Genomic DNA, 23,884 nt, shown 5'->3' on the forward strand with positions numbered 1-23,884 from the left:
ATGCAAGCGGGAACATCAAAAAACGCTTCCACTCGCGGTCAAGAGACCTTATTTGTTACAATGATTGAAAGGAACGCTTAACTCTAGTGAATAAGGAAGTGTTGAATTGGCCACATTAAACTCAAACCAATCGATAAATACCCGGTTTTCGATGGCGCCTAACATTCGAATCCGGCACATCATCCCGATTCTACTCTACGCGTTCGTGCAGTTCTTCCCGCTGCTCATTAGTGGAGTCCGTCCCGAGTGGATCACCCCGACGTCGACCGGCCTTTGGTTCGCAATCGGCTTCAGTTTAACGATCGTCATCTCGTTCTTCTTGCTTTGGCCGGACTTGAAGCTGTATAAGCAACAAGGCATCCAGTCGAACTTGAACGACACGGTCAAATGGATCGGGCTCGGGATTTTGATGCAGTACGGGCTCGTGATCGTCGCCAACCTGATTGAGACCGCGATATCAGGTGATCTCGTAGGGTCACAAAACACCGAGCAAATCGCTGATATCGTCCGTCTCGTCCCAGTCATGACGCTCTCAGTCGTCTTGCTCGGACCGATCATGGAAGAGATTTTGTTCCGCCATATCCTGTTCGGCAACTTGAGCGCCCGCTTCGGGTTTTGGATCGCGTTTGCGGTCAGTTCACTCTTGTTCGCACTCATCCACGGCGACAACAAGATCCTTGTCTATGTGGCGATGAGCTTCGCCTTCACGGTCGCTTACGCCAAGACGCGTCGCTTGATCGTCCCGATTGCGATTCACGCGTTCAACAACGCGCTCGTCATGGTCGTATTATTCCTAATGTAGAAATGAGGTGGCACTTATGCCGCGACACTTAAAAGTTATGTTTTTGTTCAGTCTCTCGTTCGGGATTCTGTTTACGGTCCTCGCCTACTACTCGGTGCAAGAGTACGGCTTCAGTTTCTGGACGTACTTCATCATCGCCGTAGCCGCTTATGACTTCTTCAAGGTATACCAAATCTTGACGCTCGCTCGGAAAGCTAAAAAAGACGGGTCAGACAAATCTGCATAACGAAAGCCCGGGCTTAGGAGCTCGGGCTTTTCTTCATGTAAACAATATTTGTCGTATCAATCATTTCATCGAGTATGGCGCGTCGAATCAAAAGACCCCGTCGTACCATCACCAATCCAACGATGACGTACAGCGTATCAAGTAACGGAACGGTCATCTCATCAAAGAACCAGACGACGACAAAAAATACGAAAATCGTCACGAACGAGAGCGACGACACCAACTTCGAATCGACCGTCCGTTGTAGCGATATGATTGTCTCGGCGTCGAGCCGTTCGAGTTGCTCATGATAATACGTGTGCACGACAACACCGAACGCTGCCCACGTGATCATGATGAGCTCACCATTCCACCACCCCAATACAAATACGATTGGGTTAAAGAGCAGAAACGCAAACAATAATTTTTTCCTCATTAAGTCCCTCCTCACGATACAGACGTCCTTCCGTTCTTCATTATAAAGTGAAATGAAATAAAGGCCTTCGTTCAACTCACGCTCGATTTGCCAATGGAGCAACTACGCGTCGAATGTCCGCGTCAGCCTATTGTCGTATCCGTTCTGTCATCTCGTCTTTGTAACAGCCAGATGCCTTACCTCTCATCCTGTTCCTGTTCAACCGCTTGCTCATACATATGTATCTCATTCATCAAGAACAGTCCTTTTGTCGCAAACAAATACGTCAACGCGGTCAGTGCGAACTGTTGTGTCGATTGCGTCACGCGCGTCGCACCAAACCCGATTAAGAAGATCACAATGAACACGATGATCGCGACAAGCCATGTCTTCTCACTAGAGCGCCAAAACAAGCGTTCTCTGATCGAGGTCGGATACTGTCCGGCTTTTCGTCGGTGCCACCGATAAAACAGCACACTCGCGATGAGAAACAATAGATGCGAAGACACACCGAAGATGGTTCCCCCGACCACCAATCCGATTCCGGCGCCAATGGCCATCTTACGTCCGTCCATTTCGCTCACCTCCTCTCTCCCCTCTATACGAAGAAGTCATCTAGAAGTTTCATTCGCTTTTGAAAAAGACGTCAATCTACGTTATATTTGATAGACAGACTATCAAATAAGGAGAGATATGATGAAGAAAGTACTTCTCGCGACGGTTGCTTCCCTGTTTCTCGTCGCCTGTTCAAACGCAGACGACCTGTCAACATACGAAGAATATGACGTGCTCGAAGAGACGATTGATGTCGCACAATATGAACCGAAAGTCGAGACGGACAACGACGGCAACCGCGTCATCCTATTCTATGAAGATGAACGTGTGGCGTATAAAAGCGTCTATGTGAAAAACGAGCGTCATTTGAAAGTCATCAGCACGGACGCTGAAACCCCGCTCTATAACGATACACTCTAAGACACAGCCCGCTTCTCAGGAAGCCGGCTGTGTCTTAATTCGCATAATGAATCTGTTGCCCGGTGACGAGCGGGTAAGCGATCAGCCGCGTCCCGTCTAAATCTTCATTGAACAGCGACACGGCCGTGATCTGGCTGTTCTCATACGTTTGATAATAATAGATGCCTCGGTCCATATTGCAGCAAGACGAATAGATCGTATATTCGAACGTCCCGTCCGCTGCCTCATTCAGCCCCCGTGTCTGCATCACCGTGTCCAGTAGCTTGAAGAACTGACTGACACTCTCCGACTCAGTCTGCCCGGAGACCGAATTGAATCTGGCGAACGTCGCTCGTACGAATCGCGACGTCGACGATAAGTCACCGGGTAAGCCATGACCGCCTAAGCCGAGGCAATACGCTTCGAGCTCGAGTGCTTTCGCAAACGTGTTGTCCGGTAGCTTCGTCGACACATGACGGTAGTCGTTCAAATTGAACAATTGATAGTCAAACGACGGATTGTTCGTTAACACGCCGACTGGGTTGTCGTACACACGCAACCCGTTTTTGAGCGGCTCCACGACGATCGACTGCTGTTGGTCGGCAATCATCCAATGGAGCGGATGCAGCCGCAGTTCATTACTGAAATCGATGTTGACTAAGTTGATCGTCTCAAGTCGTTGCTTCGCCTCGCCCACCGTGGCACACTGTCCGAGTATCCACGGAATGAACTCGAACGGAGTCACGTTATCTAAACCGCTCGCCTCCGGTTTGAAGTCGGCGTTCCCCGGAAAATTAAGCCCGGCCATACTGAGACCTGTTTCATTCGTCGCTTCATAATAAAGCGGATAGTCATCGACGACCGTCGCCATCCCGATCATCGCGTAATGATGAGGGACGTCGCCCACGCGTCTATATGTGAAGGGATAGTTCCTAGGCGTGATCGTCACTTGTTCGTGATAGGAGACGTTCAGGTCAAGATTGCGGCCGAAATAGTGATCTTTCGTTGAATACGTGATGGCTGTACACATAACAGGACTCCTTCCGTTCAAAAACAGACAACGACACTCTTTAGTCTATTCACGTTATCCGGGGACTTCAACCACAGTTCCTGACGACAAAAGACCGGTCAAGCTGTCGCTTCACCGGTCTCGCTCGCTATGTTATACGTGACGTTCGATAGAAGGTTCCAGGTCTTGAAAAAACCAGAGACCAAAGCCCTTTAATCCGAAGACGAGCGCCAGTCCGTAATGCATGAGCGCGCGCAACGAATAGTCGATTGTCTCGACCCGAAACGAGATGAAGAACCCGATCATCAACGCGACAATCACGACGCGAAGCGTGAACGTACTTGCTTGTTCCCCGATGGCTTTCCCCGTCGCGTCACCCTGTGAATACGCCACGTCATGGCGCCAATAATAAAAAACTAACGCGAACGACATCAAAGTACTTTGAGGCACGTCCCCGAGCAGGAGTTCCACTACGACCATCCCGAGCATAACGGCCGTCCCTAGTTTCAGTACGTCTTGGTTCGAAAACTTCTCCCGAACACGAAGCATTACCGAACGCTTCTTCATAATACGATAAACCCGACCGTCAATAGTCCATACATGAAGCCAAGGACAATCACGCTAATGGCAATCGATTTATACTGCGGATACTTATGTAACACGACCGCTCCGGCAATCACGTGAATAAACGCGACGATGAACGTCAAAATGGCAAAGCCCATTGGCTAATTCCTCTCTCCCCAAAAAAATAAATAGAAAATCATGGGAATTCATCCGTTTCCCGTTACAATAAAGTCTGAATTCATTATATCAATTTTTGGAAAGAAGGCACACCACACCATGAATTATTCACGTACCGATTTAACGACCGAGGAAATGCTCCTCGTCAACAGCGAAGTCGAGAAAAAGAAACGCAATCTCGTCGTCGCGTATTTGCTTTGGCTCTTCCTCGGAGGTTTCGGCGCACACCGTTTCTACTTTAAAAAGACGAGTAGTGCCCTCGCGATGCTCGCTCTAACGGTTGGTTCAATCGTCCTTACGATTGTGTTGATCGGTTTTGTCGGGCTGTTCGCAGCAGGAATTTGGGCGCTCGTCGATGCGTTCCTCATGCCTGGTTGGCAACAACGCGAAGTCGAAACGATCGAGCGGGAGACGATTGAGTCGTTGAAAACTCGTAACGAGCAACAAGCAGCCTTTTAACGAAATCAGACGGCCACGCAATCGCGTGACCGTCTTTTTTCAGAAGTTATTCTCTTTTAAATAAAATGCGAAATTGCGATGTTTCCGCTCTTTCGTCGCGTAATGAATCCATAACCATGCGAGCGATTCAAGTTCACGGGCGAGCTTCAAGTGGTGGAGCGTATGCGCGTCGAAGCCAATCTTCGAGGCCAAGCCTTGGACGGCCCGAACCGCCTCCTGCTCGTCCCCGGCGATGAACATCATCGACATGTTAGGGTTCTCCAAGTTCTCGACGCCGGTCTGGTTGAACGCCTTGACGATACGGACGTGCGGAGCCAAGTCCTGCAAATGTTCGGCCCCGGACTTCCCTTCCGGCCGTTCAATCGCGTCAAACTCTTTGGCGATCGGGTTCGTCACATCGATAACGATCTTATCGTCCAAATCCCGGAGCGACTGAATCAAATCGATCGCCGCCGCGAACGGAGTCGTCAGTAACAGAACGTCACTGTTTGACGCCACTTCTTGGAGCGACATCGTCCCTTCCCGTTCGGTCCGAGTCCCGTATAACACGTCATAGCCGACGTCCTCGAACTTGCGGCCGAGCGTCCGCCCGACCTTACCTGCGCCTAATATCCCAATCTTCATGTATCGAGTCCCCCTTATAATTCTTCGTCCGTCCGGGTGATCGTGCCACCGAGCTCGCTTGCGAGCCCGTCGAGCACTGACTCGTCAAACTCTTCCCCGATTCCCATCACGCCCGTCTGACCGGGTTCGATGTTACCGACGGTCCGTTTGAACGTCTCTTGAATGCTTTGGACGTGCTTCAAGTCTTTCGTCCCACCGATCAGTCCACCGGTGAGCGTCCCGAACAGAATCCCGAACGGTCCCCCGAGGATACCAACTGCCATCCCGATCAACGCGCCTTTCGTTGACTTCGTCACCGGTTTCAACTGCACCGCGTCTTCAAATGAAAATGCCCCGTTGTCTTCACGCTTGATGATGACGAGTTGTTCAAACCCGACGAGCCCGTCAGCGTGATACTTTTTCAACTTGCTGAACGCCTGATACGAAATCGACTCTTCTGGAAACGTGAACGTGACGATATGGTACGGCTGTTTTTCCTTCTTACTCATGTTGGTTCCTCCTTTTACAAATACAGGGACACATCAGCTTTCCTTTAGTTATTCCCCGGGTTTAGGATTGAAAAAACATCACAGCAACAGGGAAAATATGCTAAATTTAAATTATAAAACTCGAAAGGGTGAACACGCATGAATAGGCGACTCAGAAAATCCGCGACCGACCGTTCACTCGCCGGTGTCTGCGGCGGCATCGCCGAGTACTTCGGCATGTCCTCGCTCGGCGTCCGGTTACTCTTTCTTATTATGCCCGGAAACATCCTCGTCTACATCATCCTCGCCAACTCGATGCAGGACGCGCCACGTTACCTATAAAAAAAAGATTCGAAAGCCGCGGCTTTCGAATCTTTTACGTTATGCGTTAACTTTGTCTTTCATTGCCGCGAGCGCTCCGCTGTTGATGAAGTGCCATGGTTTGTTGTAGTGCGGTTGGAAGAAGAAGTCGACGTAAGCGAGCTCTTCGACCGTCATCTCGTTTTGGATCGCGAGCGACAACGTGTTGACCGCTTGCGTCATATCCGCTTTCGAGAGCACTTGTCCCCCGACAACACGGTGTGTGCCGACTTCATAGACAAGTTTGAACTGGACCGGCTCCGCCGTCGGCATGAACTCAGGGCGGTACGCGTCCTCGATCACGACGCTCTCGACTTCGAGGCCGAACAATCCGGCCGCTTCTTCCGTGAGGCCTGACGAGGCGATGTTCCAGTCATAGAGACGAAGACCCGACGTTCCTTGTGTACCTTGGTAACGGACACGTGGTGTGACGAGGTTCTCGGCGACGAGCGTACCCATGCGGACAGCGTTCGTCGCGAGCGGGATGTAGGCGTGTGTGCGCGCCGGGTTGTAGTAGACGGCACAGCTGTCACCAGCTGCGAAGACGTCCGGGTTGCTCGTGCGCATATATTCGTCAACGATGATGGCGCCGTTGCCGAGCATGTCGACTTGTCCTGCGAGCAGTCCCGTGTTTGGGCGGAAACCGACACATAGAATGACGAGGTCGGCTTCGAATTCACCTTTGTCGGTGACGACGTGCGTGACGTTTCCGTCTGTGCCGCGGAACGCTTCGACCGTTTGGCCAAGCTCAAGGTCGATACCGCGTGACGTCATGTCGGCTTCAAGTTGGTCCGTGAACGACTTGTCGAGGTACTTGTTCAAGATGCGGTCGGCACTGTCGATGAACGTGACGTGCTTGCCGTACACTTCGAACGCCTCGACGAGCTCGACGCCGATATAGCCGGCACCGATGACGGCGATATTTGTCGCGCCCTTCGCCCGCTCAATGATGCGCTGAGCGTGGCCGTAGTTTTTGCAAAGTTCGATCCCAGTCATCTCGATTCCAGGCAGCGTCGGGACGATCGGCCAAGATCCTGTCGTCACGATCAAACGGTCGAACGTGTCATACACGTCTTCCCCTGTCTCGAGGTTTTTCGCATGCACCGTCTTCGCTTCCGTATCGATGTTCAACACGTCATGCTTCATGCGCATCGTCGCGCCGAGTTCTTCGAGCTCGGTCGGTGATGAGTAGAACAATTCTTCAGCGCGTTTGACGACGCCACCGACGTGGAGGGCGATCCCACACGAGAGGAAGCTGACGTTGTCGTTCCGCTCATACACGGTGATGTCGAGATTGTCGTGCTTGGCGAGTAAGCCTTTGACTGCTGCTGTTCCTGCGTGTGTACATCCGATGACTGCGATTTTCATATGGTAGTCTCTCCTTTGAGTTGTAGGCAAGTTAGTGTTTGTGACAAATATCACATTCGCTTTCTGAACTTAGTGTACTATTTCACAAGAAGGTTTGACAATCCCTTTGCTCAGTTTTTCACGTAATTATGTCTAAAGTTTGAACGCTGGTTGTGACGACAAAAAACCGCTCCGCGACCGGAACGGTTTTGATCATGAATTGGACGTGCGTCTCGCTTTCACCCAGTGGTAGATGACGACACCGATATAGGTGACGAGACCCATCACATACAAGGCAAAGCCGTACAAGATCCAGCCCAGGGCGTCCCATCCGCGGACGAAGACGAGTCCGATGATACACGACACGTATCCCACGACGAGCAGCGTCAACGAGAAGACAAGTCTCCGCTTGAATGGCGACTTCCAAAAGTTCAGCACAGCAATCAACAAAATTGTCGTCAACACACCGATGATGATGAGCTCATCCCCGTAGTACTCCCAAGTCATCGCTTCTCCCCCTGACGTGTGTTTGATTGGTTTAATCGTATCACTTTCTTGTTACATTCCCCATCTCAGAAAAAAGCCATCCGCTTCAGCGAATGGCTCCTCTATTACCGTACATAAATTGTTTTCGTCACACTCCGGCCTTGCGGCGTCACGAGACGGAGCGTCAATTTCGTCCCTTTCTTTTGTGAGGCGAAACTGAGCGTCGTCGACGTAGCCGTCACCGTCTTCTTGGTGAGGACGGTCGAGCCACGCGTGAGCGTCAATGTGCCGTATGCGACATTCGACGTCGCCTTGAGCGTTTTCGACGCACTCGATGGAATCGTCGTCACGAATGTCGGCGTCGGACCAACAGTCACTTTCAACGTCTGCACATGGCGGAACAGTCCTCCTTGACTCGTCAAGGACAGCGTCCCGTTAATCGGCTGACGGGTGAAGCGGAGCGTCACTCGTCCGGTACTGCTTGCCTTGGCCGTAGCAAGTACTTTCGAACCGTTCTTCAACGTGACGGTACTGTTCGGAATCACGTATCCGACCCAAAGCGACTTCTCATCGTTGATTGAGAGCGTCGACAACGATGTCTTCGGCAAGTTGACCGAGACGTCACGCGACTTCGATCCGACCGCCGCTCGGACACGAATCACATCCCCAGGTTTGGCCGGGATCGTGTAACGCGTCGTCGACAGACGTTTCGCCGTGACGAGCTTATCATTCACGTAAAATCGAACTGTCGCCGTGCTCGTCTTCTTGATTGAGAGTGTCGCTTGTGTCTTCGTCATCAACGTATCCGTCACACTGAGCGTCGGAGTGAACGCACGGACCGTCTTCGTGAGTTCGTACGTCGCATCGCCGCTCGAGCGTGTGACGAGGATGACATCCCCTTCTTTCAGTGGGGTGTCAAACGTGTACGGCATCGCACGTGTTGTCGCCACATGCATCCCATTTCGATAAATGCGATAGGCCTGATCGGTATTCGATGTAACGTTGATGGATTTGTCATAAATCAACGGTGTCCGAGTCCAAGTAAAGACAGGCGGTTCCACTCTTGTCTCCACGGTTGTGAGTCGGAACGCTGAAGCGGGTGCCTCTTTTAATTTGAAGTAGACTTTTGTTCCGATGTCTACAGGCATCGTATTGAACTCTTTAATCGAAATGAGTCCGTCCTCATCTGCCTGCTCATTCGAAATTTCGTAGTATTTCCCACTGCGAATCAACACATCCACCGAGGCGTTCGGCGTCGTTTTTAACGTGACACCTGAAGTGACGGTTTTCGTCAGAACCGAGATGCCGTTAGGTGACGTCTCCTCACTCTCCTTGACCGTCTGAAGTTCGATTGGTTCGGCGTACACGCCAGACTTACTACCGATTTTCACGGTCACGCGAGACCCCGGTGTGAACCAACGCGCCGGTTGCCACGTATAGCGCCCTGATTCATCTGATTGGACCGTCGTCGATTGATAGTTCAACAATGAATCCGATGAATTCGATTGATACAAGTTTTTCGTCACGCTGACAAACACCGGCGTGTTCGGTGCCGTCTTCCCGCTGATTGGGCCTAAGACACCGGTTGGCGGGTCGAGCGTGAGCGGCACATATTTCGATGCCCATAAGTCTAACCGTCGCTCAAAATCGTTCCACTTAAAAATCATGTCATACGATTCATTCGTCTGTAGCGTCAGTTTCCCTTGCTCCCAAACGAATGGATCGTCTTGATAGGCTAAACGTGCAGTCAGCTCAGTCCATGGAATCGGTAAGGCTGTTCCATCGACGAGTGTCGCCGTTCCGCTGACCTCATAGGGACGACCTACCTCATAGCGAGTCGTCGTTTTCGGAACATTAATATTCAATTGCCATGGCGCTTTCCATAAAGACTCCGGTGTGTAGACCTCCGTCTTCTTCATGCCAAAAACGTACCAAGGACCGTGTTGTCGAATGTCAGCGTCATCAATTGGTGCCTCTTTCCACTCATTCGTGCTGACGTTATAACTGACATAGAATGTCGTATACATTTCTCGCGTCATAAAGTAGTAGGTGCCGTCTTTCCACGTAAGATTACTTACGTCTGGCGCATCTTTCTCAATCCATCGTTTCGTCGCCAAATCGAAAATAAACATGTGCTCCGAGTCATCGCTTTTGATTACGAACCATTGATTCGCTTCTTTGATGTGACGGGCCCACTTCACCTGTCCTGAATAGGAACTGATTGTCTCAAGCACTTCTCCTGTAACCGTCCGCTTCGTCACTTGACCGCCGGCGAACGCGAGGACGTTCCCATCGTCGAGCAAACTGTATACCTGACCACTGCCTTTCGTGAGTGATCCGCGAATATCACCTGACATCGATGTGATGATATACTTTTCGTCATCAGCCCATAACATCATTCCTGTTGTTACATTCGTTGAGACGAGTCGATTCTCACTTCCTGCTTCGATTGGGAATGTCGTCGCTACATTCGTACGTATATCCCACATCACCCACTCCGGCCACCCTTTTAACATAAATCGGCCGTCCCCGATCGCATAAATATTATAAGCAGCAGACACTCGAATCGGTAATGTATAGACTTCACCGGTCTTCACATGTACGAGCGTCTCAGGATCTCCCGAGCGCCACACATATTCACTATTTCCTACCACTTCTCCCGCCGGAATAATTTCAGGCTTGGCATAACTATCTGCCCGAACATCTAATCCGGGCGCCGCCACCATGACGAGCACAACGAGTATGCTCCATAACCATTTGTTCATCGTTCTCCTCATTTCTGTTTATGAATACATAACTTTCAAAAATAATCCATTTTTGATTTAACATTACTAATTTTAAGTTGTTTTTTCAAAATTGAATAGCCCTAAATTATAAAAAAAGAACACTCCGTCTCATGACGTAGTGTTCATTTCTCATTCATCTGTTTCATCAAATCCATCTGTTCTTTCACTTGCGCTTCTTTCTCACGTCGGAGCACACCGCGATACGTCACGCGCGAGATCGATAAGCTGATCTCATATAGGAAGAAGAGCGGCAGCGACACCATGAGGTGCGACGTCAAATCCGGCGGCGTGATGAATGCCGCGATGACGAACAAGGCGAAGTAAGCGTACTTCCGAATTTTCGAGAGGAAGTACGGTGTCACGACACCGATGCGTGTCAAGAACATCGTCACGACCGGAAGTTGGAACAACAGCCCGAACGGGATCGTCAGCTGCAACAGGAACGTGAAATAGTTCGTCGCTCCGATGATCTGTGTCAGACCGAGGTCTTGCCCGAGGTCCGTCGAGATATCGAGGACGAGCGGGAACAACCAATAGTAGGCGAATGCGAGACCGATGAGGAACAAGATAAAGATGACCGGGATATAGGCGAGCGTCCATTTTCGTTCATTCGGATGCAGACCAGGTGCGACGAACGCCCACAGTTGATACAGTAGAAATGGACCCGATGCGACGAGCCCGATGACGAGCGCCAAGTTCAAGTAGATCATGAGCGGGTCCGCGACCCCAAAGGCGTTCAGCTCGAGCCCTCGTTCGACGAGGTCCGCCTGCAGATAGGCGAGCACGTACTTGACACTCGGCAAAGCGATCAGAAAGAAGGCAAAGACGACAAATGCCGACAGCATCAGTCGTCTCCGCAGCTCTGTCAAGTGATCGGACAGTGCCCGTTCTTGATCAGGTTGATGGCTCATGGCTTACTGCTCTTTCTTCTCAATTTCTTTCTTGTCGGTCTCGTCGTGCTCTTTCATCATACCGTTCGTGGCATTTTTGAACTCACGGAGCGTCTGCCCTGCTGCCCGGCCGAACTCTGGCAATTTCTTCGGCCCGAAGAGGATGAGCGCGATGATGGCGATGACGAAAATACTGACGCCACCTGGCATACCGACGACGAGTGATGATTGTAGAAATTCCATTATTGATGGACCCCCTCAGCGGATGGATAGTGTTGCATAAAGTAAATGAGCGACTGGAGTTCGATCGACAAGTCGATATGATGGACGCGGACCGTGTCCGGTACAGTCAATCGTGCCGGCGTGAAGTTCAAGATCCCTCGAACGCCATAGCGGACCAAATCATCGGCGACCGGTTGCGCGTAAGCGGACGGGACCGTGAGGATGGCGACATCGATCTTGTTTTGCTTCATGATCTGTTCCATCTCATCGACGTGATGAATCGGGACACCTGACATCGTCGTGCCGACTTTTGTCTCGTCTGCGTCGAACCCGACGACGATATGTGTGTTATTGTTTTTAAGGAAGTTATAGTTGACGAACGCTGTCCCGAGATGACCGACCCCGACCAAGGCGACGTTCGTGATCTCGTCTTGATTCAGCGTCTTACGGAAAAATTCTAACAGATACTGTACGTTATAGCCATATCCCTTTTTACCGAGCGCACCGAAGTATGAGAAGTCACGGCGAATCGTTGCCGAATCGACCTTGACCGCCTCGCTCAGTTCAGCAGAAGAGACACGCTGTTTCCCTGACGAATGTAGGCTTTGGATAAACCGATAGTATAGTGGCAACCGTTTGGCTGTCGCTTGCGGAATCTTTGGTTCGTTTTGACTCAACGGAAAGAGCCTCCTTTTTACGACGCGTTTCAAACGAATCTGATTTCATACACCTTGATTGTAAACGAATTCACATAAGCACTCAATGAATATACCTGAAAAGGGGAAGAAATAAAGTATACTAAACAGAGAGAAAGGGGTTTTTTCACTTGATCCTACTGCAAGTCAACAACTTATCCAAATCGTTCGGCGTCGAGCCGATTTTAGAGAATGTCAAACTAGAAATCCAAGAAGGCGAACGCGTCGCCCTCGTCGGCCGCAACGGCGCCGGCAAGTCGACACTGTTAAAAGTCATCGCCGGCGAGTACAACTATGACTCGGGCGACATCATGAAGCCAAAAGACGTGACGATCGGCTATCTCGCCCAAGACTCAGGATTAGAATCGAACGAGACGATGTGGAACGAGATGCTCACCGTCTTCACCGACTTGATCGAACAAGAGAAGACGCTCCGCCAGATGGAGCAAGACATGGGCTCGGAGCGCATCTTGAACGACCCGGCCGCCTACGAGCGTCTGCTCGCGGCGTATGACGAGGAGCAACACACGTTCAAAGACCGCGGCGGCTATCAGTACGAAGCGACGATCCGCTCGATCTTGCACGGGATGCGGTTTTATCCGGACGACTTCGAACGTCGGATCGATACGCTCTCAGGCGGACAGCGGACACGTCTTGCCTTAGCGAAGATGCTCCTGCAAAGCCCGGACCTGCTCATCTTGGATGAGCCGACGAACCATTTGGACATCGAGACGCTCAGCTGGCTCGAGAAATATTTGAGCGGCTATAAAGGTGCCGTCCTCATCGTCTCCCACGACCGTTACTTCCTCGACCGCGTCGTCTCTGTCGTCTACGAGCTGTCACGCAACCGCAGCCGCCGCTTCGTCGGGAACTATACGAAATTCCTCGAGCAGAAGGCCGCGCTCTACGAGCAAGAGAAGAAACAGTTCGATTCGCAACAAGAAGAGATCGCCAAGATGCAAGACTTCATCCAACGGAACATTGCCCGGGCGACGACGACGAAACGCGCCCAAAGCGTCCGCAAGCGGCTCGAGAAGATCGACCGCATGGACGTGCCGGACGGTGATGAGCGGAGCGCGGTGTTGTCGTTCTCGATCAAACGTCAAAGCGGGAACGATGTGTTGAGCGGCAGCGACCTCGCCATCGGCTACGAAGAACCGATTGCACAGAACTTGCGTTTCCAACTGCAGCGCGGCGAGTCGGTCGCCCTCGTCGGCCCGAACGGGGTCGGCAAATCGACGCTCCTCAAAGTGTTGACGAAACAACAACCACCGCTCACCGGTGACATCCGCTACGGTACCGGCGTCGAGATCGGCTACTACGACCAGGAACAACAGAACTTGTCGGACGCGAACCGCGTCATCGATGAGATTTGGAACGACTGGCCGCTCATGCGCGAGCAAGAAGTCCGCAGTCTACTCGGCCAGTTCTTGTTCAGCGGCGACGACGTCATGAAACGCGTCCAAGAACTATCCGGCGGCGAACGAGCCCGGCTGACGCTCGCCAAGCTCAAGCTCGAGCAACCGAACTTGCTCGTCTTGGATGAGCCGACGAACCACTTGGACCTCGACTCGAAGATGATCCTCGAGAACGCGCTCGTCGACTATCCCGGGACGATCCTGTTCGTCTCCCACGACCGTTACTTCATCGACCGGCTCGCCACGCGTGTCTTAGAGATCACGCCGAACGGCATCGATGAGTACCTCGGCGACTACTCGTATTACGTCGAGAAGAAAGAAGAGCTCGAGGACCTTGCCCGGCTCGCCCGCGAGGAGACGAAACAAGTCGTCGTCAAGAAGCAGCGCGCCGACAAGGAACAGCAGCGCGAAGAACGCCGGTTGAAACAGCGGGTCGAAGAGATCGAGCTGACAATCGAGCGCCACGAAGCTCGGCTTGAAGAAATCGAGCAGCTGTTATGCGAACCGGACGTGTTCAACGACTTCGCCCGCGCCCAAGAGCTGTCGACCGAGTCCGACGCGACGAAAGAGTCGATCACGGAACTGTTCACAGAATGGGAGGAACTCCATTCATGATGCGTTCCCGTGCCATGCGGATCGATTGGATGCATGCGTTCCTGACCGGGTTCGTCTACATCGTGCCGAGTGGGACCGAGTATATCTCGGAACTCATCCGCGGCGAGGCGACGAACGTCCCGATCATTTTATTTTACTTCCTGCCGATTGTCGTCGGGTTTATCATCCAAACATGGTCCGGTATCATCATCAGCCTCTTCAGCGGCTTGCTTATGAGCACGTTGTTCATCCGGCTCGTCATTTGGCCGATCGATGTCACGGTGCATAGCTTTTATGCGCCTGGCTCGGTCTGGGGCCACTTTTATCGAGAGACGCTGTTCATGTGGGTGCTCGCGTTTATCGTCTACGTCGTGAGCCGGGTGAATATGTGGTATCGAAATAATTATCGACAACCGAAAAACTGACGAAAGAGCGCCAATCCGCGTATAGCGGAAGGCGCTCTTTTATTATGATCGAGTATGCTGTTTGAACGTAAAACCCATCGTTAAAAAGATGTAGGGGAATGCCAACAAAATTAAATGGAAATATCCTATACTACCAAAGATGACTTCATCTTGTGCCGGATCAGACATCTCGTCTAAGTAAATGCCTAGGCTGTAGCTATACCAAATCACGTAAGCATAAAAGAATGCTGAAATACCGTAAATAATCTTTCCAATAAGATTTGTTTTACTCGTAGTCACCCCTACTAAAAGAAGGATTGGATAGAGGATTAGCAACGCGATTACAATGAAAAATAACGAATCTGGTTCAAAGTATTGAATGTTCATAGTTTACCTCGCCTTTAATAGTCTGGATTACAAAGTGCTTTATACGTATCCAACAATGAAACATCCGGTCGATTCGTATCTAGATTCCAAGATGATTTCCAAATCGTAGTCGGGTTAACTGCATGACAGATAAATTGATCTTTGAGCTTCGGGCGGTTTGCCGTACTTGTCGCTTGATACGAAGCGTCTGCTACAACTTCAGACCACATCTGTTTTCCGATAGCAGTTGACCCAAAAACGCCTAATAATGCGCCACCCAAAGTATAGCTAGCTGTAATATACGTTCGTGCACATGTCCGTGGATATACAGAAAAAGTATTAGAGTCCGTATACTTCGACGCTGTATTATCGATTGTATCCGAGCAGAACAATGGATCAGCGACTAAAGGATAATCCGTTCCTTCATAATCAATATGTTGGATCAACTGTTGGTCTTTAATCTCATAATATGTTTCGACTTCGTTTCCATTACTGTCTTTCGCCCAAGGGGAGCCAATGAAGACCTCTACCTCACCTTTTTCATTCACAATTTTGTACTCTCCATCTTCGTGAATAATTCGACTACCTTCTAATAGTATTCAAGATTGCTAATCAATTTTCTAGATGTCTTTTTTATCAAAACAAAAAGGACAATAGTACAACAATTTTCTTAGGTCATGAAAAATATACTAGGCTTATGGCCCTCAAAGTAACCATTTCCCATTTTTGTGATTATAATTTTATCCAGAGTCCACTATTAAAAAGATCACCATAAAGTGACGAGCCCGGTTCATCCGACTGTCAGATAGACTATGTAAACGAACAACAGAAAGTAGGTGAAATCAATGGAGTAGACTAAAAATATCCGCTTGATGGATTATGAATTGCGTCCCATCCATGCGCACATATTATTGGCCGGCTGACTATCGATACTCACTTGGCGCATTTTCTATAAAGTCTACCGTAGTTGCAGTTCTTTTCTCGTCGTCACGTTCTTCATCGAAGACAAATGAAAAAGGCTCACAGAGACGGACAATATCCGTTTCTGTGAGCCTTTTTTAGAAGTAGCGCAGCGGTTGGAAGCCGCGCGTGTGGAAGTCGAGCTTGATACCGTCTTCCGTGATAAAGAAGACGTACTCGTTCGTATCGACGTCGCGGACGAACACTTTATAAAACGTCAGCGTCTCTTCGCGGTTCGTCACATAACGGGCCTCATGGGCCGAGATGACTTGCGCGAACAGTTGTTGTTCGTCGAACTCTTTGACGAGCGCATCGAACTTGGCCGCTTCTTCCTCTGTCGCCTCACGGCCCGGGAAGAGCTCGTAATAGGCGTCGCTCGCTTTCGGCTGCACGCCGAGGTTACGGTCAACGACGATGACGCTCTTGATGTCTTGGTCTTCTAGATTCTTATAACCATACAGCGTCTCGATGAGTGTGTTCTCACCGGTCACACGGGTGATGCCTTCGAGCGTATCAGCGCCCGTCAGCGAACGGACCCGCGTCTCTTCTGGGACGATTTCTTCTACATAAGCGATATTATAAGCGCGGATGATCTCACGTACTTGCAAAAACGTCGCAACGACGAGCAATACGATGAGCCCTCCAATGATGATACGTTTCGTCATCTCTCTGTTCCCCCTAGACTGTCATGCTCTCTTCTAAGGATAACCCAGGAACCGCATTCATCGCCAGTGTATCGCGCTTGCCGCGCACATACGCGTGATGCGCCGCCACACCGATCATACCGGCGTTGTCCCCGCACAGATTGAGCGGCGGGATGACGAGACGGATGCCTTCCCGTTCCGTCGCTTCCTTGAGGGCGGCCCGGAGCCCACGGTTCGCCGCGACCCCACCGGCGACGAGCAGTTGCTTCGCGCCTTTTTCTTTCACGGCCCGGATCGCTTTCTCCACTAGCACCTCGACGACGCTCGCTTGGAAGCTCGCCGCCAAGTTTTCTGGTACGACCGTCTCACCGCGTTGTTCGGCGTTATGGACGGCGTTGATGACGGACGACTTGAGCCCGCTGAAGCTGAAGTCGAAACTTCCAGCCTCGAGCCGGACACGCGGGAATTTATACGTATCTTCCCCGCTAGCTGCCAACCGATCGATGGCCGGGCCACCTGGATATGGGAGACTGAGCGTGCGGGCGACTTTGTCATACGCCTCACCAGCCGCATCGTCACGTGTCTCACCGATCACTTCGAACACACCGTGCTCCGGCATATAGACGAGCTCGGTGTGTCCACCTGAGACGACGAGACAGACGAGCGGAAACTGCATCTCTTCGACGAGTTCGTTCGCATAGATGTGTCCGGCGATATGATGGACGCCGATGAGCGGTTTACTGTGGGCGAACGCGAGCGCTTTGGCCGCACTGATCCCGACGAGAAGGGCACCGACGAGTCCTGGTCCTTGCGTGACCGCGACCGCGTCGACGTCTTCCATCGTCACACCGGCTTCACTGAGGGCGTCATCGATGACATACGTGATCCGTTCGACGTGGTGACGCGAGGCGACCTCAGGTACGACGCCGCCGAACCGTTTATGACTTTCAATCTGCGACGAGACGACGTTCGATAAGAGCGTCTTGCCGTCACGAATGAGGGCGACCGACGTCTCATCACAACTCGACTCGATCGCGAGAATGAGCGATGTGTTCATAGTGATTCACTTCCTAACTTCGCCCAGTAAATATAGGCGTCTTCATTATTGTCTTGATAGTATCGTTTCCGGCGACCTGCGTTCTCGAAGCCGAACTGTTCATATAATTTTTGGGCGCCGATGTTTGAGACGCGCACCTCGAGCGTGAGCGCGGCGAGTGACTTCGAACGAGCGAACTCGACGAGCTGCGTGAGGAGCATATTGCCGACGCCTTGGCCCCGGTATTCCGGTAAGACAGCGATGTTCGTGATATGCCCTTCGTCGACGATTTGCCAGACGCCAACGAACCCGATGACGCGGCGCTCATGGACGGCGACGAAATAAATCGCCTGCTCGTTCTTGAGCATCTCGTTCATGAACGCTTCTTTCGTCCACGGGATGGCGAATGACGCCTCTTCGACTTTCGTGACTTCTTCGACATCGAGCCAGTTCATACGACGGATTTTGATGTCAGCCATTGTTTTGTCCCTCGAGCCATTTTGCCTCGGCCTCAGCGAGACGAAGGTATTCCGGTTCGAACGCGTGCACGTCCGCCGTCGCTTCACCTAAAGCGACGAGATCACCGGCCCGGCCATAACTGTGGGCGGCCGGCGCTTCCATATAGTCATATGCTGCAAGCACGTCACGGAACGGCTCGACGTCACCGACGACGACGAACGGTCCCGTCATGTTTGCTTGTAGCCAATCGGCGACCGAGGCGTGACTGTCCGGGGTGACTTGTGCGTTTTGTTGATAGTGCCCGATATAGGCGTTGCCGCGACGCGCGTCAATGAGTGACACGACCGGAAGTTCGGTGTTCGGGGCCGCTGCCATGAGGCGGAGCGCCGATACGCCGACGAGCGGAAGTTTCAATGTATAGGCGAGCGTCTTCGCCGTCGTCACGCCGATACGGATACCGGTGTAAGACCCAGGTCCCGTCGTGACGATGATGCGTTCGAGCTCGGTCGGTGTCCATTTGACGGCCGCCATGAGCTGCTCGATCATCGGCATGAGCGTGACGGCGTGGTTTTTCGAGACCATGACCGTCGCTTCTGCATGGATGCTTCCGTTCTCACTGAGGGCGACGGACAGACGTGTCGTCGCCGTGTCGATCATCAGTTGCTTCATACGAGCACCTCCTTGACGAGCGTGTCATACGCTTCACCAGTCGGTATGAACGTGATGGAACGTTCCTCGTCGCCTGTCCGTTCGATCGTGATCGCGAGCCGCTCGGTCGGTAGCGACGACTCGATCAAGTTCGACCATTCGACGATGGCGACGCCGTCACCATTAATGTATTCTTCGAGACCGATATCGTCCCCGGTGTCCTCGAGACGATAGACGTCCATATGGTAGAGCGGCAAGCGCCCTTGGTATTGTTTCATGATGGTGAACGTCGGGCTGTTGACGTTACGCGTCACGCCGAGTCCTTTGGCGAACCCTTGGGTGAACGTCGTCTTGCCGGCACCGAGGTCCCCGTTAAGCGTTATGACCGTTCCCGCTTTGACGAGCGCGGCGAGCTTTTCCGCTACGGCCTGCGTCTCTGGCGCGGAATGGGTAATCAATGTATACATGATGTTTCTCCTTTGGTCGATTCTAGCGATACGTACTCATTGTACACTCAATTTTAGACAAAAAAAAACACGAAACGTCATCGTTTCGCTATCTCATTTAAAAATTGGTTGCGGGGGCTGGATTTGAACCAACGACCTTTGGGTTATGAGCCCAACGAGCTACCAGACTGCTCCACCCCGCGACGACATATGAAATTAAATAAAAATTGGTTGCGGGGGCTGGATTTGAACCAACGACCTTTGGGTTATGAGCCCAACGAGCTACCAGACTGCTCCACCCCGCGACGATTTGAATTGTTTCGACATTCTCTATAATAAGCGAGACGGTTATAAAATGCAACCTTTTTCTTAATGTTTTTTGGAAATTAGAATCGGGAACACTTAAAGGAGTGTAATTTTATTAACAGAAAAGGAGCGCGACCGACATGTCGAAATGGGGCAACCGCTTTAAAAAATGGTTCTTTTCCGAGTTAGATGCGTCCGTCTATTTCCATACGATCCCGTTCGTGCCAAAGCAAACCGTTCACGGAACGCTTCGCGTCTTGAACCCGACGTCAAAAGTGATCCGTCTGCGTGAACTGACGCTCAACTTCCTGACAACATTCAAAGACATCACGCTTGAAGGTAACGAATTCAACCGCGAGGCTGACATTCAGGAAGTCCCGATCCGCCTCACGGCCGTGCTTGAGCCCGGGGCAGAAGAACATATCCCGTTCACGTTCGACTTGACGATGTATGCCCCATCGACATCAGGCGCTCCTTACAGTGTCGAGGCGACCGTTTGGGACACCGATGGTAAACGCGTATGGTTCGACGTCGTCGAAAATATCGAGATCGAACCACTCCCTGAGTTGAAACGGTTGCTCGAGGCGACCGAGCATGCCGGACTCGAGCTCATGTTCGTCCGCAACGTCATCGACCCGCTCGGTGAAGAACGACCTTATCCGTTCGTCGAAAAGTATGGGTTTAAGCCCGTCGGCGACTGGGCCGATGAGTTCGAGGTCGTAAAATCATTCTGGCGCATGGATGAAAATGGGGTCGACGTCTATTACTGGCTCGACAATATCGAACGACAGCGCACGCTCGACTCGATGGCGACCGACGTCGAACTCCGGCACCGATCCCTCACCTGGGAACAGCTCGAGCACGAACAAGACCGTCTCGGACTCGGGATCCAAGATACGCTACGCAGCCACCGCTCTTCATGAGCGGTTTTTTAATGGCTATTTTTCAATCGTCCATGTGTCACCGTTGATCGAGACGATCGTTTGAAAGTTGTCACGATACGGATGCATGAACAGCTCGTATTGCAGACGCCGTTCTTCATGCGATGCTTTCAAGTATTCCATCTCCATCCCTCGCTCCGTTATGTCACGAGCAGCGCGTCGGGCGAACTCCGTATCCCCATCTGTATATAGATAGACCGATAAATCCATATACCTTGGATCGAGAAAGGCGACGCTCATCCCCTCGACGATGGTGACCTGCTTCTCGGGATCGATCCACGTCCGTTCGAGATACGGGACATCCATCGTATAAAACCCGACCCCTTCCCGTACCATCCGGACGTCCCGCTCGAGCGACAACAAGTGATGCGCCGCCGGATGACAGGCCGTCATCTTATAGTGATGCACCTTCCCATCGACCATATAGTCGATCATCGCACTCTTCCGAAGCGTTGAGTCCGTGATATACGGGTCGGTGTTAATGTAGTTGACCTCCCCGAGACGTGCTTGTAACTGTTTGGCGAACGTCGTCTTCCCGGCACCCCCGTGACCCGAAATCCCGATGAGCGTCCGTTCGTTCAGATCAATTTGATCGATGATTTGATTAATGAATCGCTCCATCGTAATTCCCCCTTTGATACACTATACACAGAAAGGAAGTGTACCAATCCAATGTCCAACTGTCCATTTTGTCATCCACATCTCGATCCGTCCCAACGCATCATCGCTGAGAACGACACGTGCTACTTTCTGATGCATGACCGCGAACAAGACGTCCTTGTCGGTTCCGGTGTCATCGTCCCGAAACAGCACCGGGCGACAACGTTTGAGTTAACACCGACGGAATGGAGCGATACATACACCTTGCTTCATGACGCCAAGTCTTTCCTAGAGGAGACTTACGGTCCTGACGGCTATACGCTCGGCTGGAACGTCGGTACAGCGTCCAATCAGACAGTTCCCCATGCCCACTTGCACATCATCCCGCGCTACGCAGACGGACCACATGCCGGCAAAGGGTTACGACACTGGCTGAAGCGACCGGAATGATCAAACAGCTCATCGTGTGACGATGAGCTGTTTCCATTTTTCTTCCGTATCTTCGAGTTGTCGTTCCAGCCGCTCGACATCTCGCGTCATTTTTTCAATTAGTTTGGCAATCTCGCGATCGAGCCCGTTCACTTTGTCGAGTGAATCATTGATTCGTCCGTGCATCGTCCATTCGGAAAAAATATCATCGAGGAAGTAATCCGCGAACTGGACGAGCGAACCACGCTCGATGTGTAAGCCACTGACAATCCCTTTCACATCAGCCAATTCACGCGAGAAACGCTCAAGTGCGGATTGGAGTTCATGCATCTTCCGTTCAGAAGCATCGATCGCGTCATGTTTCATCGCTGTCGCAATCAAGCCACCTCCGAAGAACGTGTCATATGTTGACCAACTCTTCGCACTGTCGAGGTGTTTGAGCGCCTTTGAGATGGCAGCTCGTGCTGCGTTACCTGCTGCGATCGCTTCTTTATACTCGACGACCACTTCTTTCGTTTCCGCCTGTTGATTCGTGAGACGGTACAATTCTTCTCTTACCTTAGGATCCTGCTTCAGGTGACTTTCTTTTTCTTTCATAAACGCTGCCCATTTCGCATCGATCCCGTTATATGTTTCAAAGGTTTCATACAAATCTCGACGCTCAAGCACTAACTCATCAACCATCGCCTCGTGTTCTCGCAACTTGAATTCTGCTCGGGCCGCTTCTTCTAATTCAATCGTGCGCTGCTCGCTAAACGTTCCACGCAGCTTACGCCATGCATTGACGAGCGAAAATGTCTCTAAGTCATAGACATCACGCTGTTCTTTCGTGAACGTATTAAGCAACTGTTTTCGAACAGTCTCATGTTCAGTAATTTGTTTGTCGAGAGTCTTCAGTTTACGAGCCAATCGGTCTCGTTCAGCAAGGCTTTGTTGTAAAGTTGATTGTGTTTCAAACACGTTATGTTTCATTTAAATACCTCTTTTCACTTGTATCGCTCTGTCTATTAACATGACTCAATTTATGATCATTCATTCCTTATCTACGTGATTCCTCCTAAAATGTTTCAATACATGAGAAAAGACGCTCTCTATATGAACCACACTCTGTTAGATAGAGTTTAATTCAAGAGGAGAACGCCTTGCTCTTTTGCTGTCACGCTCTTCGCTTGAGAGTGAAGATAGTTATTCCTTGCACAATAACCGTCACAAAAAGGATAATCGCAATTGTATCTCTATACATATCAACCGACAGTGGTTCAAATTGTTTGTGGTAAATCTCTACTAATAACCAGCCGATTGGGAATATAGGAGAAGCGTGCATATATGAAGCGTTGGTAATTTCTCGCCCTCTTTCATCCTTTCCTTCTTCGCTGTAAATGAACTTAACTGAAATCACAAATGCGATTAAAAACAGTGGTAACAATATCATTAAGATCAGTGTCATTCTTCATTCTCCTTCATTTCATATTGAAAAACGTCATGTAAGGTTGTTTCAAATAAACTAGCGATTTCAAATGCAAGTTTTAGCGACGGACTATAACGATTGTTCTCTAGTGATACAATTGTTTGGCGGCTAACTCCTAGCATTTCAGCAACCTGCTTTTGCGACCACTTACGTTCAGCTCGTAAAACACTCAATCGATTTTGAAGATGACCTTGTTCTTTTCTAACCATGCTCGCTCGCCTTCTTTCATGCAATCCCTCTTCTTATATACAATGTAATATATTTTTTACACAAAGTCGAATATATATTACATATCAAACTAAAAAAAGGACGACCAAGCATGTGCTTGATCGTCCTTCATATGGCCCGGCAACGTCCTATCCTCACAGGGGGAGACCCCCAACTACTTTCGGCGCTGAAGCGCTTAACTTCCGTGTTCGGCATGGGAACGGGTGTGACCGCTTCGCTATCGCCACCAGACAATTATTATAATACCGCTGTTTAATTAAAAAGTCAACGCTTTTTCTAAAAATAGTTTGTTTTGTTATACATCAAACAAAAGAACGACCAAGCGTGGGCTTGGTCGTCCTTCATATGGCCTGGCAACGTCCTATCCTCACAGGGGGAGACCCCCAACTACTTTCGGCGCTGAAGCGCTTAACTTCCGTGTTCGGCATGGGAACGGGTGTGGCCGCTTCGCTATCGCCACCAGACAAGGGAATTG

Annotated in this window: 32 protein-coding genes, 2 tRNA genes and 2 rRNA genes; 9 read left to right on the forward strand and 27 right to left on the reverse strand. The window is 50.8% G+C overall.

The annotated features are described in order from the left end of the window. The first annotated feature begins 151 nt into the window (after positions 1 to 151). Together EVJ22_RS11520 and EVJ22_RS11525 are read left to right on the forward strand one after the other, a co-directional pair. Positions 152 to 802, forward strand: a complete 651-nt coding sequence (locus EVJ22_RS11520; protein WP_071399011.1) for a CPBP family intramembrane glutamic endopeptidase — start codon at positions 152 to 154, stop codon at positions 800 to 802. A 16-nt stretch (positions 803 to 818) separates the two neighbouring features. After that, complete coding sequence (locus EVJ22_RS11525; RefSeq protein ID WP_131443963.1) at positions 819 to 1,028, forward strand: YdiK family protein; 210 nt, start codon at positions 819 to 821, stop codon at positions 1,026 to 1,028. A gap of 13 nt (positions 1,029 to 1,041) precedes the next feature. On the opposite strand, the gene EVJ22_RS11530 is transcribed toward EVJ22_RS11525, so the two are convergent. Both EVJ22_RS11530 and EVJ22_RS11535 read right to left on the reverse strand, forming a co-directional pair. After that, on the reverse strand, positions 1,042 to 1,443 hold the full coding sequence (locus EVJ22_RS11530; RefSeq protein WP_131443964.1) for a hypothetical protein: 402 nt from the start codon (positions 1,441 to 1,443) through the stop codon (positions 1,042 to 1,044). Between the two features lie 176 nt (positions 1,444 to 1,619). Next, positions 1,620 to 1,997 carry a hypothetical protein gene (locus EVJ22_RS11535; protein WP_131441536.1) on the reverse strand — a complete coding sequence of 126 codons (378 nt, stop codon included), beginning with the start codon at positions 1,995 to 1,997 and terminating at the stop codon, positions 1,620 to 1,622. A gap of 121 nt (positions 1,998 to 2,118) precedes the next feature. Here EVJ22_RS11535 and EVJ22_RS11540 point away from each other — a divergent pair, with 121 nt between their 5' ends. Next, positions 2,119 to 2,397 (forward strand): hypothetical protein, encoded by a 279-nt coding sequence (locus tag EVJ22_RS11540; protein ID WP_131443965.1) that lies wholly within the window; start codon positions 2,119 to 2,121, stop codon positions 2,395 to 2,397. A 34-nt stretch (positions 2,398 to 2,431) separates the two neighbouring features. On the opposite strand, the gene bsh is transcribed toward EVJ22_RS11540, so the two are convergent. From bsh to EVJ22_RS15575, 3 genes are all read right to left on the reverse strand, one after another. Continuing rightward, entirely contained in the window at positions 2,432 to 3,406 is a 975-nt protein-coding gene (bsh, locus tag EVJ22_RS11545; RefSeq protein ID WP_131441538.1) for a choloylglycine hydrolase, read from the reverse strand. 132 nt (positions 3,407 to 3,538) lie between these two features. Continuing rightward, positions 3,539 to 3,952, reverse strand: a complete 414-nt coding sequence (locus tag EVJ22_RS11550) for a hypothetical protein (RefSeq protein WP_158625528.1) — start codon at positions 3,950 to 3,952, stop codon at positions 3,539 to 3,541. Further along, positions 3,949 to 4,107, reverse strand: a complete 159-nt coding sequence (locus tag EVJ22_RS15575) for a hypothetical protein (protein ID WP_173647387.1) — start codon at positions 4,105 to 4,107, stop codon at positions 3,949 to 3,951. The genes EVJ22_RS11550 and EVJ22_RS15575 overlap by 4 nt, the downstream gene beginning before the upstream one ends. 118 nt (positions 4,108 to 4,225) lie before the next feature. Here EVJ22_RS15575 and EVJ22_RS11555 point away from each other — a divergent pair, with 118 nt between their 5' ends. Continuing rightward, positions 4,226 to 4,585: a TM2 domain-containing protein gene (locus tag EVJ22_RS11555; RefSeq protein WP_071399017.1), complete on the forward strand. Its 360-nt coding sequence runs from the start codon at positions 4,226 to 4,228 to the stop codon at positions 4,583 to 4,585. Positions 4,586 to 4,624: 39 nt separating this feature from the next. Here the strand turns inward: EVJ22_RS11555 and EVJ22_RS11560 are convergent, their stop codons facing one another. Continuing rightward, positions 4,625 to 5,230: an NADPH-dependent F420 reductase gene (locus EVJ22_RS11560; protein ID WP_330857587.1), complete on the reverse strand. Its 606-nt coding sequence runs from the start codon at positions 5,228 to 5,230 to the stop codon at positions 4,625 to 4,627. Then, positions 5,224 to 5,697: a hypothetical protein gene (locus tag EVJ22_RS11565; RefSeq protein WP_071399019.1), complete on the reverse strand. Its 474-nt coding sequence runs from the start codon at positions 5,695 to 5,697 to the stop codon at positions 5,224 to 5,226. The genes EVJ22_RS11560 and EVJ22_RS11565 overlap by 7 nt, the downstream gene beginning before the upstream one ends. Before the next feature lie 138 nt (positions 5,698 to 5,835). Here EVJ22_RS11565 and EVJ22_RS11570 point away from each other — a divergent pair, with 138 nt between their 5' ends. After that, a complete protein-coding gene (locus EVJ22_RS11570; RefSeq protein WP_071399020.1) occupies positions 5,836 to 6,018 on the forward strand; it encodes a PspC domain-containing protein in 183 nt (60 codons plus the stop codon). Between the two features lie 39 nt (positions 6,019 to 6,057). Here the strand turns inward: EVJ22_RS11570 and EVJ22_RS11575 are convergent, their stop codons facing one another. The 6 genes from EVJ22_RS11575 to EVJ22_RS11600 all read right to left on the reverse strand — a co-directional run bounded on the left by EVJ22_RS11575 (position 6,058) and on the right by EVJ22_RS11600 (position 12,444). After that, the gene (locus EVJ22_RS11575; protein WP_131443967.1) at positions 6,058 to 7,404 is read right to left on the reverse strand and encodes an FAD-dependent oxidoreductase; all 1,347 of its coding nucleotides are present in this window, start codon (positions 7,402 to 7,404) and stop codon (positions 6,058 to 6,060) included. Positions 7,405 to 7,596: 192 nt separating this feature from the next. Next, the gene (locus tag EVJ22_RS11580; RefSeq protein WP_131441541.1) at positions 7,597 to 7,890 is read right to left on the reverse strand and encodes a hypothetical protein; all 294 of its coding nucleotides are present in this window, start codon (positions 7,888 to 7,890) and stop codon (positions 7,597 to 7,599) included. Between the two features lie 104 nt (positions 7,891 to 7,994). Next, on the reverse strand, positions 7,995 to 10,634 hold the full coding sequence (locus EVJ22_RS11585) for a hypothetical protein (RefSeq protein WP_131441542.1): 2,640 nt from the start codon (positions 10,632 to 10,634) through the stop codon (positions 7,995 to 7,997). 143 nt (positions 10,635 to 10,777) lie between these two features. Next, positions 10,778 to 11,566, reverse strand: a complete 789-nt coding sequence (tatC, locus tag EVJ22_RS11590) for a twin-arginine translocase subunit TatC (RefSeq protein WP_071399024.1) — start codon at positions 11,564 to 11,566, stop codon at positions 10,778 to 10,780. 3 nt (positions 11,567 to 11,569) lie between these two features. Beyond that, a complete protein-coding gene (locus EVJ22_RS11595; protein ID WP_286203278.1) occupies positions 11,570 to 11,788 on the reverse strand; it encodes a twin-arginine translocase TatA/TatE family subunit in 219 nt (72 codons plus the stop codon). Then, positions 11,788 to 12,444 (reverse strand): redox-sensing transcriptional repressor Rex, encoded by a 657-nt coding sequence (locus tag EVJ22_RS11600; protein ID WP_070328993.1) that lies wholly within the window; start codon positions 12,442 to 12,444, stop codon positions 11,788 to 11,790. Before EVJ22_RS11600 ends, EVJ22_RS11595 begins: the two co-directional genes overlap by 1 nt. Positions 12,445 to 12,593: 149 nt before the next feature. On the opposite strand from EVJ22_RS11600, the gene EVJ22_RS11605 reads away from it, so the two are divergent. Together EVJ22_RS11605 and EVJ22_RS11610 are read left to right on the forward strand one after the other, a co-directional pair. Next, entirely contained in the window at positions 12,594 to 14,495 is a 1,902-nt protein-coding gene (locus EVJ22_RS11605) for an ABC-F family ATP-binding cassette domain-containing protein (protein WP_071399025.1), read from the forward strand. Then, entirely contained in the window at positions 14,492 to 14,899 is a 408-nt protein-coding gene (locus tag EVJ22_RS11610; RefSeq protein WP_233589699.1) for a hypothetical protein, read from the forward strand. Before EVJ22_RS11605 ends, EVJ22_RS11610 begins: the two co-directional genes overlap by 4 nt. 380 nt (positions 14,900 to 15,279) lie before the next feature. On the opposite strand, the gene EVJ22_RS11615 is transcribed toward EVJ22_RS11610, so the two are convergent. The 8 genes from EVJ22_RS11615 to EVJ22_RS11650 all read right to left on the reverse strand — a co-directional run bounded on the left by EVJ22_RS11615 (position 15,280) and on the right by EVJ22_RS11650 (position 19,742). Continuing rightward, complete coding sequence (locus EVJ22_RS11615; RefSeq protein ID WP_158625529.1) at positions 15,280 to 15,792, reverse strand: DUF2599 domain-containing protein; 513 nt, start codon at positions 15,790 to 15,792, stop codon at positions 15,280 to 15,282. Between the two features lie 510 nt (positions 15,793 to 16,302). Beyond that, entirely contained in the window at positions 16,303 to 16,869 is a 567-nt protein-coding gene (locus EVJ22_RS11620; protein ID WP_071399028.1) for a hypothetical protein, read from the reverse strand. A 13-nt stretch (positions 16,870 to 16,882) separates the two neighbouring features. Further along, a complete protein-coding gene (tsaD, locus tag EVJ22_RS11625; RefSeq protein WP_071399029.1) occupies positions 16,883 to 17,905 on the reverse strand; it encodes a tRNA (adenosine(37)-N6)-threonylcarbamoyltransferase complex transferase subunit TsaD in 1,023 nt (340 codons plus the stop codon). Next, positions 17,902 to 18,363, reverse strand: coding sequence for a ribosomal protein S18-alanine N-acetyltransferase (rimI, locus tag EVJ22_RS11630; RefSeq protein WP_131443969.1), 462 nt, complete (start codon positions 18,361 to 18,363; stop codon positions 17,902 to 17,904). Before rimI ends, tsaD begins: the two co-directional genes overlap by 4 nt. Beyond that, positions 18,356 to 19,012: a tRNA (adenosine(37)-N6)-threonylcarbamoyltransferase complex dimerization subunit type 1 TsaB gene (gene tsaB, locus EVJ22_RS11635; protein ID WP_071399031.1), complete on the reverse strand. Its 657-nt coding sequence runs from the start codon at positions 19,010 to 19,012 to the stop codon at positions 18,356 to 18,358. The genes rimI and tsaB overlap by 8 nt, the downstream gene beginning before the upstream one ends. Next, the gene (gene tsaE, locus EVJ22_RS11640) at positions 19,009 to 19,458 is read right to left on the reverse strand and encodes a tRNA (adenosine(37)-N6)-threonylcarbamoyltransferase complex ATPase subunit type 1 TsaE (protein ID WP_131443970.1); all 450 of its coding nucleotides are present in this window, start codon (positions 19,456 to 19,458) and stop codon (positions 19,009 to 19,011) included. Before tsaE ends, tsaB begins: the two co-directional genes overlap by 4 nt. 105 nt (positions 19,459 to 19,563) lie before the next feature. Next, positions 19,564 to 19,640: transfer RNA gene (locus EVJ22_RS11645), tRNA-Met, on the reverse strand. A 25-nt stretch (positions 19,641 to 19,665) separates the two neighbouring features. Continuing rightward, positions 19,666 to 19,742 (reverse strand) — tRNA-Met (locus EVJ22_RS11650). Positions 19,743 to 19,883: 141 nt separating this feature from the next. On the opposite strand from EVJ22_RS11650, the gene EVJ22_RS11655 reads away from it, so the two are divergent. Further along, positions 19,884 to 20,666, forward strand: coding sequence for a sporulation protein (locus tag EVJ22_RS11655; RefSeq protein ID WP_131443971.1), 783 nt, complete (start codon positions 19,884 to 19,886; stop codon positions 20,664 to 20,666). A gap of 15 nt (positions 20,667 to 20,681) precedes the next feature. Here the strand turns inward: EVJ22_RS11655 and EVJ22_RS11660 are convergent, their stop codons facing one another. After that, entirely contained in the window at positions 20,682 to 21,305 is a 624-nt protein-coding gene (locus EVJ22_RS11660) for a uridine kinase family protein (RefSeq protein ID WP_131443972.1), read from the reverse strand. A gap of 51 nt (positions 21,306 to 21,356) precedes the next feature. Here EVJ22_RS11660 and EVJ22_RS11665 point away from each other — a divergent pair, with 51 nt between their 5' ends. Then, positions 21,357 to 21,734, forward strand: coding sequence for an HIT family protein (locus EVJ22_RS11665; protein WP_070328985.1), 378 nt, complete (start codon positions 21,357 to 21,359; stop codon positions 21,732 to 21,734). A gap of 9 nt (positions 21,735 to 21,743) precedes the next feature. Here the strand turns inward: EVJ22_RS11665 and EVJ22_RS11670 are convergent, their stop codons facing one another. From EVJ22_RS11670 to rrf (EVJ22_RS11690), 5 genes are all read right to left on the reverse strand, one after another. Further along, positions 21,744 to 22,685: a hypothetical protein gene (locus tag EVJ22_RS11670; protein WP_131443973.1), complete on the reverse strand. Its 942-nt coding sequence runs from the start codon at positions 22,683 to 22,685 to the stop codon at positions 21,744 to 21,746. A 184-nt stretch (positions 22,686 to 22,869) separates the two neighbouring features. Then, positions 22,870 to 23,160 carry a hypothetical protein gene (locus tag EVJ22_RS11675; RefSeq protein ID WP_131441554.1) on the reverse strand — a complete coding sequence of 97 codons (291 nt, stop codon included), beginning with the start codon at positions 23,158 to 23,160 and terminating at the stop codon, positions 22,870 to 22,872. After that, the gene (locus tag EVJ22_RS11680; protein WP_131441555.1) at positions 23,157 to 23,390 is read right to left on the reverse strand and encodes a helix-turn-helix transcriptional regulator; all 234 of its coding nucleotides are present in this window, start codon (positions 23,388 to 23,390) and stop codon (positions 23,157 to 23,159) included. The genes EVJ22_RS11675 and EVJ22_RS11680 overlap by 4 nt, the downstream gene beginning before the upstream one ends. A gap of 134 nt (positions 23,391 to 23,524) precedes the next feature. Then, positions 23,525 to 23,640: ribosomal RNA gene (gene rrf, locus EVJ22_RS11685) — 5S ribosomal RNA — on the reverse strand. 117 nt (positions 23,641 to 23,757) lie between these two features. Beyond that, positions 23,758 to 23,873, reverse strand: a 5S ribosomal RNA gene (rrf, locus tag EVJ22_RS11690). Positions 23,874 to 23,884: the final 11 nt, after the last annotated feature.

The sequence above is a fragment of the Exiguobacterium sp. SH0S7 genome (assembly GCF_004337195.1).
GTDB lineage: Bacteria > Bacillota > Bacilli > Exiguobacteriales > Exiguobacteriaceae > Exiguobacterium > Exiguobacterium aurantiacum_A.

Bases quoted from the DNA above. Each gene is read 5' to 3' on its own strand.
- EVJ22_RS11550 (WP_158625528.1), bottom strand. From the start codon at position 3,952: ATGAAGAAGCGTTCGGTAATGCTTCGTGTTCGGGAGAAGTTTTCGAAC.
- EVJ22_RS11680 (WP_131441555.1), bottom strand. From the start codon at position 23,390: ATGGTTAGAAAAGAACAAGGTCATCTTCAAAATCGATTGAGTGTTTTA.
- EVJ22_RS11595 (WP_286203278.1), bottom strand. From the start codon at position 11,788: ATGGAATTTCTACAATCATCACTCGTCGTCGGTATGCCAGGTGGCGTC.
- tatC (WP_071399024.1), bottom strand. From the start codon at position 11,566: ATGAGCCATCAACCTGATCAAGAACGGGCACTGTCCGATCACTTGACA.
- tsaB (WP_071399031.1), bottom strand. From the start codon at position 19,012: ATGAAGCAACTGATGATCGACACGGCGACGACACGTCTGTCCGTCGCC.
- EVJ22_RS11565 (WP_071399019.1), bottom strand. From the start codon at position 5,697: ATGAGTAAGAAGGAAAAACAGCCGTACCATATCGTCACGTTCACGTTT.
- bsh (WP_131441538.1), bottom strand. From the start codon at position 3,406: ATGTGTACAGCCATCACGTATTCAACGAAAGATCACTATTTCGGCCGC.
- EVJ22_RS11530 (WP_131443964.1), bottom strand. From the start codon at position 1,443: ATGAGGAAAAAATTATTGTTTGCGTTTCTGCTCTTTAACCCAATCGTA.
- EVJ22_RS11665 (WP_070328985.1), top strand. From the start codon at position 21,357: ATGTCCAACTGTCCATTTTGTCATCCACATCTCGATCCGTCCCAACGC.
- tsaE (WP_131443970.1), bottom strand. From the start codon at position 19,458: ATGTATACATTGATTACCCATTCCGCGCCAGAGACGCAGGCCGTAGCG.
- EVJ22_RS11660 (WP_131443972.1), bottom strand. From the start codon at position 21,305: ATGGAGCGATTCATTAATCAAATCATCGATCAAATTGATCTGAACGAA.
- EVJ22_RS11675 (WP_131441554.1), bottom strand. From the start codon at position 23,160: ATGACACTGATCTTAATGATATTGTTACCACTGTTTTTAATCGCATTT.
- EVJ22_RS11620 (WP_071399028.1), bottom strand. From the start codon at position 16,869: ATGACGAAACGTATCATCATTGGAGGGCTCATCGTATTGCTCGTCGTT.
- tsaD (WP_071399029.1), bottom strand. From the start codon at position 17,905: ATGAACACATCGCTCATTCTCGCGATCGAGTCGAGTTGTGATGAGACG.
- EVJ22_RS11580 (WP_131441541.1), bottom strand. From the start codon at position 7,890: ATGACTTGGGAGTACTACGGGGATGAGCTCATCATCATCGGTGTGTTG.
- EVJ22_RS15575 (WP_173647387.1), bottom strand. From the start codon at position 4,107: ATGGGCTTTGCCATTTTGACGTTCATCGTCGCGTTTATTCACGTGATT.
- EVJ22_RS11555 (WP_071399017.1), top strand. From the start codon at position 4,226: ATGAATTATTCACGTACCGATTTAACGACCGAGGAAATGCTCCTCGTC.
- EVJ22_RS11520 (WP_071399011.1), top strand. From the start codon at position 152: ATGGCGCCTAACATTCGAATCCGGCACATCATCCCGATTCTACTCTAC.
- EVJ22_RS11610 (WP_233589699.1), top strand. From the start codon at position 14,492: ATGATGCGTTCCCGTGCCATGCGGATCGATTGGATGCATGCGTTCCTG.
- EVJ22_RS11525 (WP_131443963.1), top strand. From the start codon at position 819: ATGCCGCGACACTTAAAAGTTATGTTTTTGTTCAGTCTCTCGTTCGGG.
- EVJ22_RS11670 (WP_131443973.1), bottom strand. From the start codon at position 22,685: ATGAAACATAACGTGTTTGAAACACAATCAACTTTACAACAAAGCCTT.
- EVJ22_RS11535 (WP_131441536.1), bottom strand. From the start codon at position 1,997: ATGGACGGACGTAAGATGGCCATTGGCGCCGGAATCGGATTGGTGGTC.
- EVJ22_RS11540 (WP_131443965.1), top strand. From the start codon at position 2,119: ATGAAGAAAGTACTTCTCGCGACGGTTGCTTCCCTGTTTCTCGTCGCC.
- rimI (WP_131443969.1), bottom strand. From the start codon at position 18,363: ATGGCTGACATCAAAATCCGTCGTATGAACTGGCTCGATGTCGAAGAA.
- EVJ22_RS11575 (WP_131443967.1), bottom strand. From the start codon at position 7,404: ATGAAAATCGCAGTCATCGGATGTACACACGCAGGAACAGCAGCAGTC.
- EVJ22_RS11655 (WP_131443971.1), top strand. From the start codon at position 19,884: ATGTCGAAATGGGGCAACCGCTTTAAAAAATGGTTCTTTTCCGAGTTA.
- EVJ22_RS11570 (WP_071399020.1), top strand. From the start codon at position 5,836: ATGAATAGGCGACTCAGAAAATCCGCGACCGACCGTTCACTCGCCGGT.
- EVJ22_RS11585 (WP_131441542.1), bottom strand. From the start codon at position 10,634: ATGAACAAATGGTTATGGAGCATACTCGTTGTGCTCGTCATGGTGGCG.